Origin of the sequence: Herbaspirillum sp. SJZ107, from assembly GCF_006715485.1 — a bacterium.
Lineage (GTDB): Bacteria > Pseudomonadota > Gammaproteobacteria > Burkholderiales > Burkholderiaceae_D > Telluria.
In genome coordinates, this window is record NZ_VFNH01000002.1 from 208,771 (window position 1) to 225,898 (window position 17,128).

General features: G+C 66.1%; 14 protein-coding genes. 7 read left to right on the plus strand and 7 right to left on the minus strand.

The window, feature by feature from the left end:
* Position 1: 1 nt before the first annotated feature.
* From FBX97_RS10635 to FBX97_RS10645, 3 genes are all read right to left on the minus strand, one after another.
* Positions 2–1,615 (minus strand): methyl-accepting chemotaxis protein, encoded by a 1,614-nt coding sequence (locus FBX97_RS10635; RefSeq protein ID WP_141831400.1) that lies wholly within the window; start codon positions 1,613–1,615, stop codon positions 2–4.
* Between the two features lie 300 nt (positions 1,616–1,915).
* Entirely contained in the window at positions 1,916–2,281 is a 366-nt protein-coding gene (locus FBX97_RS10640) for a DUF4844 domain-containing protein (protein ID WP_141831402.1), read from the minus strand.
* Between the two features lie 12 nt (positions 2,282–2,293).
* A complete protein-coding gene (locus tag FBX97_RS10645) occupies positions 2,294–3,751 on the minus strand; it encodes an NAD-dependent succinate-semialdehyde dehydrogenase (RefSeq protein WP_141831404.1) in 1,458 nt (485 codons plus the stop codon).
* Between the two features lie 232 nt (positions 3,752–3,983).
* Between FBX97_RS10645 and FBX97_RS10650 the strand changes: the two genes are divergently transcribed.
* From FBX97_RS10650 to FBX97_RS10665, 4 genes are all read left to right on the plus strand, one after another.
* Positions 3,984–5,633: a S41 family peptidase gene (locus FBX97_RS10650; protein ID WP_255517420.1), complete on the plus strand. Its 1,650-nt coding sequence runs from the start codon at positions 3,984–3,986 to the stop codon at positions 5,631–5,633.
* A 287-nt stretch (positions 5,634–5,920) separates the two neighbouring features.
* Positions 5,921–6,688 carry a gamma-glutamyl-gamma-aminobutyrate hydrolase family protein gene (locus FBX97_RS10655; RefSeq protein WP_141831406.1) on the plus strand — a complete coding sequence of 256 codons (768 nt, stop codon included), beginning with the start codon at positions 5,921–5,923 and terminating at the stop codon, positions 6,686–6,688.
* Positions 6,689–6,832: 144 nt separating this feature from the next.
* A complete protein-coding gene (locus FBX97_RS10660) occupies positions 6,833–8,203 on the plus strand; it encodes a glutamine synthetase family protein (RefSeq protein WP_141831408.1) in 1,371 nt (456 codons plus the stop codon).
* Between the two features lie 26 nt (positions 8,204–8,229).
* A complete protein-coding gene (locus tag FBX97_RS10665; RefSeq protein WP_255517421.1) occupies positions 8,230–9,693 on the plus strand; it encodes an aspartate aminotransferase family protein in 1,464 nt (487 codons plus the stop codon).
* A 37-nt stretch (positions 9,694–9,730) separates the two neighbouring features.
* Here the strand turns inward: FBX97_RS10665 and FBX97_RS10670 are convergent, their stop codons facing one another.
* The 3 genes from FBX97_RS10670 to FBX97_RS10680 all read right to left on the minus strand — a co-directional run bounded on the left by FBX97_RS10670 (position 9,731) and on the right by FBX97_RS10680 (position 13,066).
* Complete coding sequence (locus tag FBX97_RS10670; RefSeq protein ID WP_185748557.1) at positions 9,731–11,188, minus strand: sodium:solute symporter family protein; 1,458 nt, start codon at positions 11,186–11,188, stop codon at positions 9,731–9,733.
* Between the two features lie 90 nt (positions 11,189–11,278).
* A complete protein-coding gene (locus FBX97_RS10675; protein ID WP_141831410.1) occupies positions 11,279–12,028 on the minus strand; it encodes a LytTR family DNA-binding domain-containing protein in 750 nt (249 codons plus the stop codon).
* 12 nt (positions 12,029–12,040) lie between these two features.
* Positions 12,041–13,066: a sensor histidine kinase gene (locus tag FBX97_RS10680; RefSeq protein ID WP_141831412.1), complete on the minus strand. Its 1,026-nt coding sequence runs from the start codon at positions 13,064–13,066 to the stop codon at positions 12,041–12,043.
* A gap of 186 nt (positions 13,067–13,252) precedes the next feature.
* On the opposite strand from FBX97_RS10680, the gene FBX97_RS10685 reads away from it, so the two are divergent.
* The 3 genes from FBX97_RS10685 (at position 13,253) to FBX97_RS10695 (ending at position 16,623) form a co-directional block, all read left to right on the plus strand.
* Positions 13,253–14,602, plus strand: a complete 1,350-nt coding sequence (locus tag FBX97_RS10685; protein WP_141831414.1) for a glutamine synthetase family protein — start codon at positions 13,253–13,255, stop codon at positions 14,600–14,602.
* 81 nt (positions 14,603–14,683) lie between these two features.
* On the plus strand, positions 14,684–15,463 hold the full coding sequence (locus FBX97_RS10690; protein WP_185748558.1) for a DeoR/GlpR family DNA-binding transcription regulator: 780 nt from the start codon (positions 14,684–14,686) through the stop codon (positions 15,461–15,463).
* Positions 15,460–16,623 (plus strand): MFS transporter, encoded by a 1,164-nt coding sequence (locus FBX97_RS10695; protein ID WP_141831418.1) that lies wholly within the window; start codon positions 15,460–15,462, stop codon positions 16,621–16,623. The genes FBX97_RS10690 and FBX97_RS10695 overlap by 4 nt, the downstream gene beginning before the upstream one ends.
* Here FBX97_RS10695 and thpR read toward each other — a convergent pair.
* A complete protein-coding gene (gene thpR, locus FBX97_RS10700; protein WP_141831420.1) occupies positions 16,607–17,128 on the minus strand; it encodes an RNA 2',3'-cyclic phosphodiesterase in 522 nt (173 codons plus the stop codon). The genes FBX97_RS10695 and thpR overlap by 17 nt on opposite strands.

The window sequence follows — 17,128 nt, forward strand, 5'->3', positions numbered from 1 at the left end:
CTCACGCCGCCGCCAGGCGCGGCCGTGACGCCTGCAGCGGCATCCGGGCAGGGGCGGTCGCCGGCGTGCCGCCGGCAAGACGGAAGGTGCTGACGAGGCGTTCCAGCTGGCCCGACTGTTCCTGCAGCGACTGCGCGGCGGCGGCGGCTTCCTCCACCAGCGCCGCATTCTGCTGGGTAACCGAGTCCATCTCGCCGACCGCCTGGTTGATCTGCTCGATACCGGCTTCCTGCTCGTGACTCGCAGCCGTGATCTCGGCCATGATATCGGTGACACTGCGTACGCTGGCGACGATCGCTTCCATGGTCGTGCCGGCCTCTTGCACCAGGCGGCTGCCGGCCCCGACTTTCTCGACCGATTCGCCGATCAAGTCCTTGATCTCCTTGGCCGCGCCGGCGGAGCGTTGCGCGAGGGTGCGCACTTCGGACGCCACGACGGCAAAACCGCGGCCCTGTTCGCCCGCCCGCGCCGCCTCGACCGCGGCATTCAGTGCCAGGATATTGGTCTGGAAGGCAATGCTGTCGATGACGCCGATGATGTCGGCGATCCGGGCCGACGATTCCTTGATCGAGTCCATCGTCTTCACGACGTCGGCGACCACGGTGCCGCCACGCGTCGCGACACCGGATGCCGCCAGCGCCAACTGATTGGCCTGGCGTGCGTTGTCGGCGTTCTGCTTGACGGTCGCGGTCAATTCTTCCATCGACGAAGCGGTCTCTTCCAGTGCACCGGCCTGCTGTTCAGTGCGGCTCGAGAGGTCGAGGTTGCCGTGCGCGATTTCGTTCGAGGCGGTGGCAATGGTCTCGGTGCCGCTGCGGACCTGGCCGACGATGGTCAGCAGGGACATGTTCATGTCCTTCAGCGCCGCCAGCAGTTCGCCGGTTTCGTCGGTCGTGTCGACCTCGATGCGGCTGGTCAGGTCGCCCGCGGCGACCGTCTTGGCGACGTCCACCGCCTGGCGCAGCGGACGGGTGATCGAGCGCGTGATGACGACACCGATGGCGACCGCAAGCACGAGCGCCAGCGTCACCACAGCGAACATCACCAGGCGCGCACTGCGGTAGCGCAGCGCGCCGGCTTCCAGGTCGGCCTTGTTGCGTGCCGCCTGCAATTCGATCATCTTGTTGATGGCCTGGTTCCAGGCCTTGAGCGCCGGCACCGCCGCAGTCTGCATGAGGCGCGCGCTTTCCTCGTTCCTGTTTGCGCGGCCCAGTTGCTGGACCTTGGCAATCAACGGTAACGCCGCCGCACGCGCATCGCCGATCTTGCCCAGCAGCGCGCGCGTATCCGTAAACTTGACGGCGCCGTCGAGCCTTGCCGCGGCCGCGTCGTAGTCGCGCGAAGCGGCTTCCACGGTCTTGTCGAAGCTTTCCATTTCCGCTTCGTCGTTCGTCAGGATGATGTCGCGGACGGCGATGGCCAGCCGGCGCTGGGCGTCGCGCATACTGGACGCGCTGTCGATGCGAACATTGTTCCCGTTGACGATCTTGTTGATCGAAGCGTCGAGTTCGTCCATGTTCTTGAGGCCGGTCGCGGCAATGATCAGCAGCAGCGCCAGGACCAGGCCAAAGCCCAGCGCGAGACGTTGCCCGATCTTCATATTGTTCAGTTTCATAACAGGTCTATTTTGACGAAATTGGTTGCGGGACCACGTTCGCAAAACCTGTATCGGCCTTGTCCTGACCAAGGCGAAATCAATCGATGCAGGCATCCCGGCGACATGCAGGGACGCTGTGTTTGAGAATGGAGGTCTGCGTTGTGGAAGTGCCGGGCAGGGTAGGGGCGCGGCAAAAGGATACGCTGAGAAAGTTGCTCAGCGTTATCAGTCATTCTAGTGAGGGCAAGCGAATATGACAATCAAAAATGTCATATTTGTTTAATCAGGGCAACATGCGCTACGCCTGTAAATACCCGGCTACAGTCCGCCCAGGTAATGGGTCAATACGCCATCCGTGCTGTCGATGCCGAGGATCGCCAGCAGCCGCTCCAGTTCCTCGCCGACATGCTCGCGCGCCCCGGCATCCTCTTCCCGCACCGCTTCCAGCGAACGCTGGAACTGCTTCAGCACCCAGAACTTGGTCGGATGCGCCTCGATCCCCGCGAGCAGGCGCTCGGCCAGGCCATCAAGCTCGGCCGCCAGCCGTTCGCGTTGCGCCGATGGATTCGGTCCCGGCAAGCCGGCCAGCTTGGCGCCCGCGCGGTAGCCGCGCAGCTGGTCGAGCATGCGCGGCACCACGAACAGCGGCGCGTCGCGCACCAGTGCGAAAGGATCGCGGCGCATGGCGCGGCTGTCCTATTCCAGGCCGCCGAGGCAGAGATACTTGATGACCAGGTAATCGTCCATCCCGTACTTCGACCCCTCGCGCCCCAGGCCCGACTGCTTGACGCCGCCGAAGGGCGCGACCTCGTTCGAAATCAGGCCAGTATTGATGCCCACCATGCCGGTCTCGATCTGCTCGGCGACGCGGAACACGCGGCCGACGTCGCGCGAGTAGAAATAGGAGGCGAGGCCGAATTCGGTGGCGTTGGCCTGGGCGATCGCATCGTCCTCGGTCTTGAAGCGGAACAGCGGCGCCACCGGACCGAAGCTTTCCTCTTCCGCGATGATCATTTCCGATGTCACGTCGGCCAGCACGGTCGGCTCGAAGAAGCTGTGGCCGAGCGCATGGCGCTTGCCGCCCAACAGCAGGCGCGCGCCTTTGCCCAGCGCATCGGCAATGTGATGCTCGACCTTGTCGACCGCCTTGTCGTTGATCAGCGGACCCTGGGTCACGTCGGGTTCGGCGCCGTTGCCGACCTTCAGCTTGGCGACCGCCGCCGCGAACTTCTGCGCGAAGGCGTCGTACACGCTGTCCTGCACATAGAAGCGGTTGGCGCAGACGCAGGTCTGGCCCATGTTGCGGTACTTCGAGGCCATGGCGCCTTCGACGGCGGCATCCAGGTCGGCATCGTCGAACACGATGAAGGAGGCATTGCCGCCCAGTTCCAGCGACAGCTTCTTCACCGTCGGTGCGCACTGCTGCATCAGGGTACGCCCCACCGCGGTCGAGCCGGTGAAGCTGAGCTTGCGGACGATCGGATTGGCGCACATTTCGGCGCCGATGGCGTGCGAGTCGCCGATCACGATCGAGAACACGCCTTTCGGCACGCCGGCGCGCTCGGCCAGTACCGCCAGCGCCAGCGCGGAATAGGGCGTCAGTTCGGCCGGCTTCAGCACAATCGGGCAGCCGGCCGCCAGGGCCGGCGCGACCTTGCGGGTGATCATCGCAGCCGGGAAGTTCCACGGGGTGATCGCGGCGCACACGCCGATCGGTTCCTTGGTGACGATGATGCGGCTGCCGCGCGAAGGCGATTCCAGCACGTCGCCTTCGATGCGCTTGGCCTGCTCGCCGAACCACTCGAAGAACGCCGCGGCATAGCCGACCTCGCCCTTGGATTCGGCCAGCGGTTTGCCTTGCTCGGCGGTCATGATGGCCGCCAGGTCGTCGGCGTTTTCCATCATCAAGTCATGCCAGGTGCGCAGGATCCGGGCGCGTTCGCGCGCGGTTGTCTTGCGCCAGGCCGGCCAGGCGGCATTCGCGGCTTCGATGGCGCGCCGGGTCTCCTGCGTCCCCATGTGGGGCACGGTGCCGAGCGCTTCACCGGTGGCGGGGTTGATGACGTCGACGGTCTTGCCTTCGACGGCATCGCACCATTCGCCGTCGATATATGCCTGCTGGCGCAGCAGGGAAGGGTCTTTCAGGTTCAGCATGGGATCCTCGTCAATGGTCGGCGGGCTGTTCATGGCCACGACCTTGTTCGTTTGGGAAGTCAAAGATAGCACGCTGCACAAAATCGGGCCGGTGCTGTCCAGTATCCGTACGGATCATCCACGCTGATTGCATTTTGGCATGCAAAGCGTGCATTCTGTCGCATATGGCTGGGCGCGGAAGCCGGGTTTGCCTAGCATGAACACATTCGATAACGACCTGAAAGGATTCGCAATGGCACGTCCCCCTGTCCTGGCCGCGCTCGCCGCACTGGCGCTTACCCTGCCGCTTGCCGTCGCCGCCCAGTCGACCGACGCGCTGGAGAGTGCTGCCCAGCAGGCAGCGCAGGGCAAGGATTACGGGCGCGCCGCCCAGCTGCTGCGCCAGGCTTTCGAGATGGACCGCACCAACCCGGGCCTGCTGGCCGGCGCCGCCGGCTACGACGCCCTCGGTGGGAATGGCGACAAGGCGCTGGCCGGGTTGCGCCAGGCGATCGATGCCGGCTACCTCGATGCCGACGGCACCGCCGCCGACAATGCCTTTGCTGCGCTGCGCGGCGATGCGCGCTTCGGGGCGCTGCTGGCCCAGCTGCGCCAGCGGCAGCAGATCGAGTCGAAGCTGTACGACTCGGACGCGCTGGCCTCGCCCTATACCGAGAACCTGAGCGAGGACGAGAAGGTCGCCGGCCTGTCGAAATTCTGGTCGGAGGTAAAGTACAACTTCGTTTACGTCGACACCCTGAAGGCGATCGACTGGGACCGCCTGTACCTGGAATACCTGCCGAAGGTGCGCGCCACCCGCTCCACCGCCGAGTACTACAAGGTGCTGATGGCCTTGTGCGCGCGCCTGCAGGATGGCCATACCAACGTCTATCCGGGGCCGCAACTTCGTAACACGATGATGGCCAAGCCGTTGCTCTCGACCCACCTGGTCGAAGGGCGGGTGCTGGTGCGCAAGGTGTTCGACCCGGCGCTGCAGGCCAGGGGCATCGTGCCGGGCACCGAGGTGCTCGAGGTCGATGGCCAGCCGGTGACGGAATACGCCATGCGCGAGCTGGCGCCGTATGCCAGCGCCTCGACGCCACAGGACCTGGAGCGCCGCATCTATACCTACAGCTTCCTGTCCGGGCCGGTCGACGTGGCGCCGCGCGTGCGTTTCCGCACTGCCGCCGGCAAGAACTTCGAGACCACCCTGCGCCGCTTGACCCTGGAGACGTACGACAAGGCGGTGCCGGACACGCCACCGTTCGTGTTCAAGACGCTGCCGGGCAACGTCGCCTACGTCGCCCTGAACAGCTTCGGTGACGACCGCGCGGCCGACGCCTTCCTGGCCGCTTTCGACCGCATCGCCGCCTCGTCGGCGCTGGTGATCGACCTGCGCAACAACAGCGGCGGCAGCTCCAACGTGGGTTACCGCGTCCTCGCCACGCTCGCCGGCCAGCCCTTCCAGACCAGCCGCTGGGAAACCCGCGACTACCGCCCGAGCTACCGCGCCTGGCAGCACACGATGCCGAACTACGGCGAGCCCGCGCCGGCCTGGCCGAACGACGCCGCGCACGCCTACCGCAAGCCGGTCGCCGTCCTGATCTCGAGCGCGACCTATTCGGCAGCCGAGGATTTCAGCGTCGCCTTCGACGCCATGGGGCGCGGCATCATCGCCGGCGAGGCCACTGGCGGCAGCACCGGCATGCCGCTGTTCCTGCGCCTGCCGGGCGGCGGCATCGCGCGGATCTGCACCAAGGCCGATACCTATCCGGACGGGCGCAAGTGGGTGGGGAAGGGGATCCAGCCGAGCTTGAAGGTGGCGCCGACGGTGCTGGATGTCCAGGCGGACCGGGACACTGTGCTGGAGGCGGCGGTGGCGGCGTTGAAGAAGCAGATTTGACGACTGCAGTGTTCCCGGTTCAGGCGCATGCGCGTCGTTCCCGCGGAGGCGGGAACGACCTTAACTTGCATCAACTTTCCCGATCCTCGCTGTTTGTGTTGGCATCCTTCGAACATTAACGATAAACTTTTGCTATCGGTTTCCAACCACAGAAACCTTTCTCACAGCAGATAGTAGAACGCGTACAGGTGTATACGTGTTTTTATTGATCTGTAACAACGGCTACCCGCACCCGGATCGGTTTGCAGTATGATGGTTCGTGTGCGCCTCACTGAAAGGTAGAGACCATGCGCCCGATCGTTATCGTCCCGGCTTGTACCCGCGATTTCGGAGAACATCCGTACCACGCGGCCCAGCATAAATATGTCGACGCCGTCGTCCTCGGCGCCGATTGCGCCCCCATGATCCTGCCGTCGCTGGGAGCGTCGCTCGACCTCGACACCATGCTCGAGCTGTGCGACGGCATCATGCTGACCGGTTCGGCGTCGAACGTGCATCCAAGCTATTACTCCGAAGAAGTCCTGGACCCGTCGCTGCCGCAGGACCCGGCGCGCGACGAGACCACGCTGCCGCTGATCCGCGCGGCAGTGGCGCGTGGCATTCCGATCATCGCGATCTGCCGCGGCTTCCAGGAGATGAACGTGGCGCTGGGCGGCAGCCTGCACCAGGCGGTGCAGTCGGTGCCTGGCCACTTCGACCACCGCGAGAATCCGGAACTGGGCATGGACGAGCAATACGGCGATGCGCACAAGGTCAGGCTGGTCGAGGGCGGCATGCTGCACGGTATTCTGGGTGCGTCCGAGATTCCGGTGAATTCGCTGCACGGGCAGGGCGTGAACGAGCTGGCCCCCGGCCTGGTCGTCGAAGCGACTGCCGAGGATGGCCTGGTCGAAGCGTTTTCCGTCAAGGATGCGCCGGCCTTCACGCTGGCCGTGCAGTGGCACCCGGAGTGGCGCATCGTCCACAACCCCCATTCGATGAAGATGTTCGGCGCTTTCGGCAACGCCTGCCGCGAGTACCACGAACGAACCAAACGGAACCGGAAATGCCCGTAGTCGCCCATGCCACATGGGCGGCCCACGAGTGGAAAAACTCCGTCCCATAGCTCCCCGTTCCTGCGCCCGCATCCACGCAGGCCGCGCACGCTTTTGCGTACCTATTGCGCGCGCCTGCTTTTCATCGACGAACGAGGAACAATCATGGCAATCCGCGACAATTTTTCATACAACGACATGGACGAGTGGCTCAATGCAAAACGGGTCACCGAAATCGAATGCCTGGTCCCCGACTTGACCGGGGTCGCGCGTGGAAAGATCCTTCCACGCGTTAAATTCACCGAAGACCGCGGCATGCGCCTGCCGGAAATCGTGCTGGGCATGACCGTCACCGGCAACTCGCCGGAAGACGACGACGCCTTCGACCGCGCCATCTCCACCACCGACCGCGACATGATCCTGAAGGCCGACCCCGGCACGATCACGATGGTGCCGTGGGCCGTCGACCCGACCGCGCAGGTGATCCACGACTGCTATTTCGCCGACGGCAAGCTGGTCGACTTCGCCCCGCGCAGCGTGCTGCGCCGCGTCCTGAAACTGTACGAGCAGAAGGGCTGGAAGCCGGTGGTGGCGCCGGAACTCGAGTTCTACCTGACCGCCAAGAACGTCGACCCCGATTTGCCGCTGGCCGCGCCGGTCGGCCGCAGCGGCCGTTCCGAGACCAGCCGCCAGGTGTACTCGATCGACGCCGTCAACGAGTTCGACCCGCTGTTCGAGGACATCTACGACTACTGCGACATGATGGGCCTGGACGTCGACACCCTGATCCACGAGATCGGCGCCGGCCAGATGGAAATCAACTTCCAGCACGGCGAGCCGCTGGGCCTGGCCGACAAGGTGTTCTTCTTCAAGCGCACGCTGCGCGAGGCGGCGCTCAAGCACGACATGTATGCCACCTTCATGGCCAAGCCGATGGCCGGCGAACCCGGCTCGGCGATGCACGTGCACCAGAGCGTGGTCGACGGCGAGACCGGCAAGAACATCTTCAGCAATGCGGAAGGCGCCCCGTCCGACCTGTTCCGCTGGTATATCGGCGGCCTGCAGAAGTACATGGCGCCGGCGATGGCGATCGTCGCCCCTTATGTGAATTCCTACCGCCGCATCGTGCGCCGCACGGCGGCCCCGATCAACCTGCAATGGGGCGTCGACAACCGCACCGTCGGCCTGCGCGTGCCGGTGTCCGGTTCGCAGGACCGGCGCGTCGAGAACCGCGTGATCGGTGCCGATGCCAACCCCTACCTGGCGCTGGCGGTGACCCTGGCCTGCGGCTACCTCGGCATGCAGGAACGGCTGGAGCCAACCCCGATGGTCGAGGGCAGCGCCTACAAGCTGCCGGTCGAGCTGCCGCAGGGCCTGTCCGAAGCCCTGACCCTGCTGCGCCGCGAAGACCGCCTGCGCGACGTGCTGGGCGACCGCTTTGTCGATGTCTATTCCGCGGTCAAGGAACTCGAGCACCAGGAGTTCATGACGGTGATCAGCTCGTGGGAACGCGAGCACCTGCTGCTCCATGTTTGAGTACCTGACCACAATGGGAGTCAATCATGGCAATCGACAGCATGGTGGCCGGCGTGCATGCGCCGGACCTGGAGGCGGATGATGTCCTGATCCGTGATACGCCCGGTTTCGAGACCGCTGAACTGCAGCGCCTCGACGCCGCGCACTACCTGCATCCGTTCACCGACCACGGCGCGCTGCGCAGCCAGGGCACGCGCGTGATGGTGCGCGGCGACGGCATTTATGTATGGGACTCGGAGGGCCACAGGATCATCGACGGCATGTCAGGCCTGTGGTGCGTGAACGTCGGCTACGGCCGCGCCAGCATCGTCGACGCGGCGGCGCGCCAGATGACGGCGCTGCCCTTCTATAACAGCTTCTTCAACACCACCAACGTGCCGGCGGTGCGGCTGGCGGCGCGCCTGGCCGTGCTGGCGCCGGAACACTTCCGGCACGTGTTCTTCACCAGTTCCGGCTCCGAAGCCAACGACACCGCGGTGCGCATGGCGTGGCGCTACTGGCAGCTGATGGGCCAGCCGCAGAGACAAGCCATCATCAGCCGCCGCAATGCCTACCACGGCAGCACCATCGCCGGGGCCTCGCTCGGCGGCATGGCCGGCATGCATGCGCAGGGCGCCTTGCCGATCCCCGGCATCCACCACATCGAGCAGCCGCATTTCGCGGAACTCGGGCGCGGCATGAGCGAAGCGGAGTTCGGCCTGAAGGCGGCGCGCTGGCTGGAAGAGAAAATCCTCGAACTCGGTCCGGAACACGTGGCCGCCTTCATCGGCGAACCGGTGCAGGGCGCGGGCGGCGTGATCATCCCGCCGCGCACCTACTGGCCGGAAATCCAGCGCATCTGCGACCGCTACGGCATCCTGCTGATCTCGGACGAGGTGATCTGCGGCTTCGGCCGCCTGGGCGCCTGGTTCGGCTGCGAACTGATGGGCATGCGGCCGGACCTGATCCCGTTTGCCAAGGGCGTGACCTCGGGCTACGTGCCGCTGGGCGGGGTGCTGGTGAGCGACCGCGTGGCCGACGCCCTGGTCGAGAAGGGCGGCGACTTCAACCACGGCTTCACCTATTCCGGCCACCCGGTGGCGTGCGCGGCGGCGCTGGAAAACCTGCGCATCCTGGCCGAGGAAGGCGTGATCGACAAGGTGGCGCAGGAGACCGGACCTTACCTGAAGGCGGCGTTCGGCGCGTTGGCCTCGCACCCGCTGGTCGGACATGCCGAGAGCATGGGCATGGCCGCCGGCCTGAACCTGGTGCGGCGCAAGGGCGCGACGGTGCACGACTGCGAGCCGTTTGCGCGCGAGCTGGGGGTGGGGATGCTGTGCCGCGGGCACATGTTCGACAACGGCGTGATCATGCGGGCGGTGGGGGACCGGATGATCGTGGCGCCGCCGCTGGTGATCACATGCGCGGAGATCGATGAGATGGTGGGGCGGATCCGGTATTGCCTGGATTTGACGCTGGCGGATGTGGCGATGCGGGGATGGATGGGATAGTGGCAAAAAGGCCCCGGATCAACCGGGGCCTTTTATATCAGGCGCTGACCGCCGTCTTGTGCGGCTCGTGCCGGTTCTTCAGCACCTGGGGCGCCAGCGAGCCCACGATCATCCCGGCAAACCCCGCCAGCAAGCCCGCCAGCTGTCCCGGAAACGCCTCGCCCAGCGACGAGATCTGCGGGAAGAACACGATCCAGGTCAGGATGCCGGCCGCGATCGACAGGATCGCGCCCTGGGTCGTGGCGCGCTTCCAGTACAGGCCCATCACCAGCGGCACGAAGGCGCCGACCAGGGTCACCTGGTAGGCCGAGGACACCAGTTCGTAGATCGAGGTGCCCTTCATCGCGATCGCATAGCTCAGCACCAGCACCGCGAACACCACGATGGTCACGCGCATCGCGAACAGCTGCTGGCGGTCGCTCATGCCCGGGCGCAGGTTCTTGAGGATGTTTTCGGTGAAGCTGGTCGACGGCGCCAGCAGGGTCGCCGACGAGGTGCTCTTGATGGCGGACAGCAGGGCGCCGAAGAACAGGATCTGCATGATCAAGGGCATCTTCGACATCACGAAGGTCGGCAGCACGCGCTGGTAGTCGTTCTTGGCCAGTTCCATCGCCTCGTTGCCCATCACGATCACGGCGCAGGCGACGATGAACATCGGCACGAAGGCGAACAGGATGTAGCTGGCGCCGCCGATCACGGCACCGGCACGCGCAGTCGGCGCGTCCTTGGCCGACATCACGCGCTGGAACACGTCCTGCTGCGGGATCGAGCCCAGCATCATGGTCACGGCCGCGCCGACGAAGAAGGCGATGTCGGTGAATTTGGCCTGCGGCAGGAAGTTCCACAGGTCCTTCTGCTGCACCATGTGCAGGACGGCGCCGGTGCCGCCGGCCAGTTCGGACGAGAACACGGCGATGATGGACATGCCCACCACCAGCACGATCATCTGGATGAAGTCGGTAATGGCCACCGCCAGGAAGCCGCCCACCACCACGTAGATCAGCACGGCCAGGGTGCCGACGATCATGCCGGCGGTCTCGGACATGGCGCCGCCGGTCAGCACCGAGAACACCAGGCCCAGCGCCGTGATCTGCGCCGCCACCCAGCCCAGGTAGGACAGGATGATGGCGGCCGAGCAGAACACCTCGATGCCCTTGCCGTAGCGCGCGCGGTAGTAGTCGCCGATGGTCAGCAGGTTCAGTTTATAGAGGCGCGCGGCGAAGAACAGGCCGACCAGGATCAGGCAGGCGCCGGCCCCGAACGGGTCTTCGACCAGCCCGTTCAGGCCGCCCTGCACGAACCGGGCCGGAATACCCATCACGGTTTCGGCGCCGAACCAGGTGGCGAAGGTGGTGGTGATCACCATCACCAGCGGCAGGCTGCGGCCGGCGACGGCGAAGTCGGCGGTATTCTTGATCCGCGAGCCGGCCCAGACGCCCAGGCCGAGGGTCCCCAGCAGGTAGATCACGACGGATGTAATCAGGATGGTGTTCACAGTGGGGTGGGCTCCGGGCGAGGGGAAATTCTAGGTGGAAAAATTCGCGATTATAGCGGCAGAAAATGCCGGTTGGAGCGAATTTGTTCTTTAAATCGCCATCTCCCGCAACACCTTCGACGCCTCCCGGCTCGCCGTCAAGCTCGTCCCATCCCGCATCTGGATCAGCAATTGCGACTGCTCGTCCGCCTTCATCGAGTCGACGAAATCCAGGTTCACCAGCGCCGAGCGGTGGATGCGGATGAAGCGCGCCGGATCGAGCTGGGCTTCCAGCTCCGAGATCCCGATCCGCACCAGGAAAGTCTGCCCGCGCGCGGCGATCGCCGTGTACTTCGAATCCGCCTTCATGTATTCGATCTCGTTCATCGACAGCGGGAAGATGCGGCCGCGGTCGCGCACCAGGATGCGCTCGAGCCGGCCGGGCGCGCGCTGCACGGCCTGGGCCAGCGCCTCGCCCATGGCGTCGGGTGCCGGCTGCGCCGGCTCCAGGTCGAGCACGCGCGCCACGGCGGCATCGAAGCGGGCGCGCGTAAAAGGTTTCAACAGGTAGTCGACCGCGTGCAGTTCGAAGGCCGTCACCGCGTACTGGTCGTAGGCAGTGGTGAACACGATGTGCGGCGTGCAGGTCAGGCGCTTCAGCACTTCCAGGCCGGTCATCTCGGGCATCTGGATGTCCATGAAGACGACGTCGGGCCGCAGCGCGTTGATCTGGGCCAGCGCGGCGGCGCCGTCGGCCGCTTCGCCGACCAGGCGCAGGCCGGCGTGGCCGTAGATGGCGTCACGCAGCACCTCGCGTGCCAGCGGTTCGTCTTCGGCGATGAATACAGTCTTGATGTCCATTGATTTTCTCCTTCAGGCAGCCGCAAGCGGGATCGACATGGTCACCACGAAGCCGGCGCCGGGCGCGGTCTCGATCGCCAGGCCGCTCCGGGCGCCGTATTCCAGCTGCAGGCGCCGCTCCACGGTGCGGATGCCGAGGCCGTTCGAGCGGCGCACCGCGTCGACGTCGGCGCCGGGACCGTCGTCGCCCACGGTCAGCGCCAGGCGCCGGCCGGCGTCGTCGATGCGGGTGCGGATCGAGAGCGTGCCGGGCCGGCTGTGCGGATTGAAGGCGTGCTTGATGCTGTTCTCGACCAGCGGCTGCAGCGACAGCGCCGGCAGCGGCAGGGCGCCGGCGGCGTCGTCGAGTTCCCACTCGACCTTCAGGCGCTGGCCCAGGCGCAGGCTTTCCAGTTCCAGGTAGTCGCGCGTAAAGCGCAGTTCGTCGTCCAGGGTCACGCGGTCGCTGCCGCTCTTTTCGGTGTCCAGCACATAGCGCAGCATGTCGGAAAACTGGAAAAGCGCCGCCTCGGCGGCGTCCGGGTTCTTGCGCGTCAGGGCGATGATCGAGTGCAGGGTATTGAACAGGAAGTGCGGATTGAGCTTGTTGCGCAGCGCGTTCAGTTCCGACGCCAGCAGCAGGCTGTGGGCCTGCTGGACCGCCGCCGCCTGGCGCCGCGCGGCAGCGTTCGTGCGCACGGTGTGGAACACGGCGGCGATGACGACGTAGGTCATGATGAAGTACAGCGTCGGCCAGATATAGCGGATCGCAGGCTGGTTGAGGCCGAACAGCATCCACAGCATCAGGTATTCGAGGAAGCCATACACCAGGGCACAGGACGCGTGGCACAGGAACACGGCCAGCGGCGACAGCTTCCTGCGCTCCATCCAGCCGCCCAGCGGCCAGGTCAGGGCCAGCAGCAGGCCCTGCGGCGCGCTCCACAGGACATCGGAGGCGGAGTGCCAGTCGAAGCGGGCATGCTGGAGGTTTTCCAGTTGCGTGGCAAAGGTGATCAGGATCAGGTAAATGACCCAGCCGCTGACATAAAAGCGCCACATGCGGGCAGTCGGGATGGGGTGGGCGTGTGTAGATTCCATTTTGGAAAGTATGCCGCAGATCGGCGTCCATGGGCGATCGATGACGCCAACTGCGGAAAGCCGGCAACGAATCACCGAAACACGGAAACGCGCGGCATCGTACGCGTGTATAGTGATCCGGACCGAAGCCAGGCCTACAGGATAGCGATGAGCGCCACGGTCAGCCCCGCCATGCGCGAGTTCTTGCGCGAACATAACATCCACGAAGTCGAGTGCGTGATTGCCGACATGACCGGCATCGCGCGCGGCAAAATATTACCCAAAGACCTGTTCCTGGCCGGCGAACACATGCGCCTGCCCAAGAGCGTGCTGTTGAACACGGTCCACGGCGACCAGCCCAACAACACGCCCTACGTCGGCGCCACCGATCCCGATATGGTCTGCGTGCCGGACGAAGCCACGCTGCGCGTCGTGCCCTGGGCCACCGAACGGGTGGCGCTGGTGATCCACGATTGCCGCCAGTTCGACGGCCACCTGATCGAGCTGGCGCCGCGCTCGGTGCTGCGGCGCGTGCTGGCGCGCTACAGCGGGCGCGGCTGGACGCCGGTGGTGGCGCCCGAGATGGAGTTTTATTTGGTCGCGCGTAATACCAACCCGCACGAACCGCTGAGTCCGCCGACCGGGCGCAGCGGTTTCACCGAGCAGGGACGCCAGTCCTACTCGATCGACGCCGTCAACGATTTCGACCCGATCTTCCTCGAGCTGACCGCCTTCTGCAAGCAGCACGAGCTGGGCGTCGAGACGCTGATCCACGAAGCCGGCGCCGGCCAGATGGAAATCAATTTTACTCACGGCAATGCGTTGGAACTGGCTGACCGCGTGTTCCTGTTCAAGCGCGCCGTGCGCGAGACGGCGCTGCGCCACGGCATCTTTGCCACCTTCATGGCCAAGCCCATGGAAACCGAGCCCGGCAGCGCAATGCACGTGCACCAGAGCGTGGTCGACCGTGTTACCGGCGCCAATATCTTTTCCAACCCGGACGGCAGCGAAAGCGAACTGTTCCACCGCTTCATCGGCGGACTCGAGAAATACGTGCCGCCCGCGACCCTGCTGTTCGCACCGCACGTCAATTCGTTCCGCCGCCTGTCGCGCTTCGAGTCGGCGCCGACCAATGTCCACTGGGGCTATGACAACCGCACCTGCGGCATCCGCATCCCGAATTCCGATCCGGCCAACCGCCGCGTCGAAAACCGCGTGCCCGGCGTCGACGTGAATCCGTACCTGGCGATGGCGGCAACGCTGGCCTGCGGCTGGCTGGGCATGGTGGAAGGCTTATCCCCATCGGCGCCGACGTCGGAAAGTGCCGAACACGTGCACGGCCAGCTGCCGCGCAATCTGGAAGACGCCATCTTCCAGCTGCGCGGCTGTCCGGCGCTGGCCGAAATGCTGGGGCCGCTGTTCGTGGAAGCCTATTGCGAAGTGAAGGAACTGGAATTCGCGACGTTTTCGCGGGTGATCAGTTCGTGGGAGCGCGAGCACCTGATGCTGCTCGTCTGAATGTCATTGGGTGCATGTTTGTGCATGTATTTGCATGTTCGTGAATAAACCGTTACAGTCATGTGCAAAGGAGGCGAGCACATGCAACTAGCGGAAGAACGGCGGCAACACATCATCGACACGGTGCAGCAGCAGGGCAAGGTATTGGCAGCCGAGCTGGCACAGCGTTTCAATACGTCGGAAGACACGATCCGGCGCGACTTGCGCGAGCTCGACGCGGCCGGCCTGCTGCGCCGGGTCCATGGCGGCGCCATGCGGCGCGGGGGCGCCGAGCCGAGCTTCGGCCAGCGCCAGGACAGCGACGCTGCGCGCAAGCACCTGCTGGCCCAGGCGCTGGTGGAGTGCGTGCGCCCCGGCGACACCGTGCTGGTCGACGCCGGCACTACCAACCTGGCCTTTGCGCGCGCGTTGCCGGACGGGCTGGCCGCGGCCATCGTGACCAACAGCCCGCAGATCGCGCTGGCGCTGGGCGAATTGCGCCAGACCCGCGTGATGCTGCTGGGCGGCCAGTATTCGGCCTATGCCGGTGCGGTGCTGGGCGCCCACACGGTGGCCGAGATCGGCCGCCTGCGCGTGGACCTGGCCGTGGTCGGCGTCTGCAGCCTCGAGGCCGAACGCGGCCTCGGTGCCAGTGATGCCGAGGAAGCCGCGTTGAAGGCGGCGATGCTGGCGGCCGGCAGCCGGCGCGTGGTTGCCGTCCTCAACGAACGCCTGGAAGCGGCGGGTCCTTTCCTGATCGGGCCGCTGCAGCAGGTCGACCAGCTGGTGCTGGAAGCCGATGCCGCGCCCGCGCTGCTGGAACGCCTGCGCGGCACCGAAGGTGCGCCCGAAATCAAACTCGCTGGAAAGGTCCGCCCATGAAGCCGGTCGACAATATGCAGGCCGCGCAAGGCGTGAACGCCGCACGCTGGGCCATTTCCGCCATCTTCCTGCTGAACGGCGCCGGCATCGGCCTGTGGGCGGCCCACGTGCCGGTGGTGCAGGCGCGCGCCGGCATCGATACCGGCGTGCTCGGCTTCCTGCTGCTGACCATCGCCGGCGGCGCGATCGCCGCCATGCCGCTGTCCGGCTGGCTGTCCGGACGCTGGGGCACGCGCCCGGTAGCGCTGGGCAGCGCCTGGCTGTTCGCACTCACCAGCGCCTTGCTGATGAACGTCGACGGCGTCACCGCGCTGTTCGTGGCGGCGTTCGCGTTCGGTGCCAGCAACGGGGTGCTGGACGTATCGATGAATGCGAATGCAGCCGAAGTCGAAGCCGCGCGCGGGGTGCCGACGATGTCGTCGTTCCACGGCTTCTTCAGCCTGGGCGGCCTGCTCGGGGCGGCGCTCGGCGGCCTGGTGATCGGTGCCGGCTGGGGCGACGGCCGCGGCGCGCTGGCGGCCGGCGTGATCATCGCGCTGGCGGTGGCGCTGGCCGCCCGCTTCGTATTCAGGGTGCCGCCGCAGGGTGCTGCCGGCCATAGCCACTTCGCTCTGCCGCGCGGACCGGCCTTGTTCCTCGGCCTGCTCGGCTTGCTGTGCTTCGCGGTGGAGGGAGCGCTGGTCGACTGGAGCGCCTTGCTGCTGACCGAGCGCACCCGCGCCGAACCGGCATCGGCGGCACTGGGCTATTCCGCGTTTTCGGTGGCGATGGCGGCCTGCCGCTTCGCCGGCGACCGCCTGGTGCTGCGCTTCGGCGCATCGCGCCTGATGGTGTTCGGGGGACTGGGGATGTTCGGCGGGCTGCTGCTGGCGGTACTGAGCACCAACTTTGCGCTGTCGGCGCTGGGCTTTGCGCTGATCGGCGTGAGCGCGGCCAACGTGGTGCCCCTGATCTTCGCGGCGGCGGCGCGCATGCCCGGGATGTCGGCCGGCGGCGGCCTGGCGACGGTGGCGACCCTCGGTTATGCCGGCCTGCTGATGGCGCCCCCGCTGCTCGGCTCGATCGCGGCGCACACGAATATCGCGGTGGCGCTGGGGCTGTTGTCGCTGTCGGGACTCGTGATCGCCGCGAATGCGGGGATCGTCAAACGGATGGGATGAGGTAGTCGCGCAGCACGGTGTAGCTGCCGCCGCGCGATTCCACCAGCACGTAACGGTCGACCTGCCAGTGGACCGCCGGACCGCCGGCCGGCACCTCGGCACCTTTCGCGCGCCGGGCCATGGTCACGTGTGGCCGATAGGTGCGCGCTTCCGGCTGCAGTCCCAGCCCGACCAGCGCCTGCGACAGCCGCGCGTGCAGGTCGAGCAAGCCGGGCGGCTCTTCCGAAGGCTCCAGCACGGCAATCCCGTTATGCCACAATGCCCCGCGCTCGAAGCGCAGCGCAAACGGCGAAAACGGCACCGCGAAACCGTCCGCTAACGCCGCCAGGCGTGCAGTCGGCAGGTCGCCCAGGAAGTGCAGCGTCACGTGCAGCTTGTCGGTGTGCACCGGCGACGCCCCGCGCGGCCAGGTCCAGGCGTCGCGCCAGGCGCGCAGGGCCTCGCGCACGGCAGGATCAGGCCACAGGGCCAGGAACAGGCGGGCGGTGTCGGGTCTGGCGTCCAT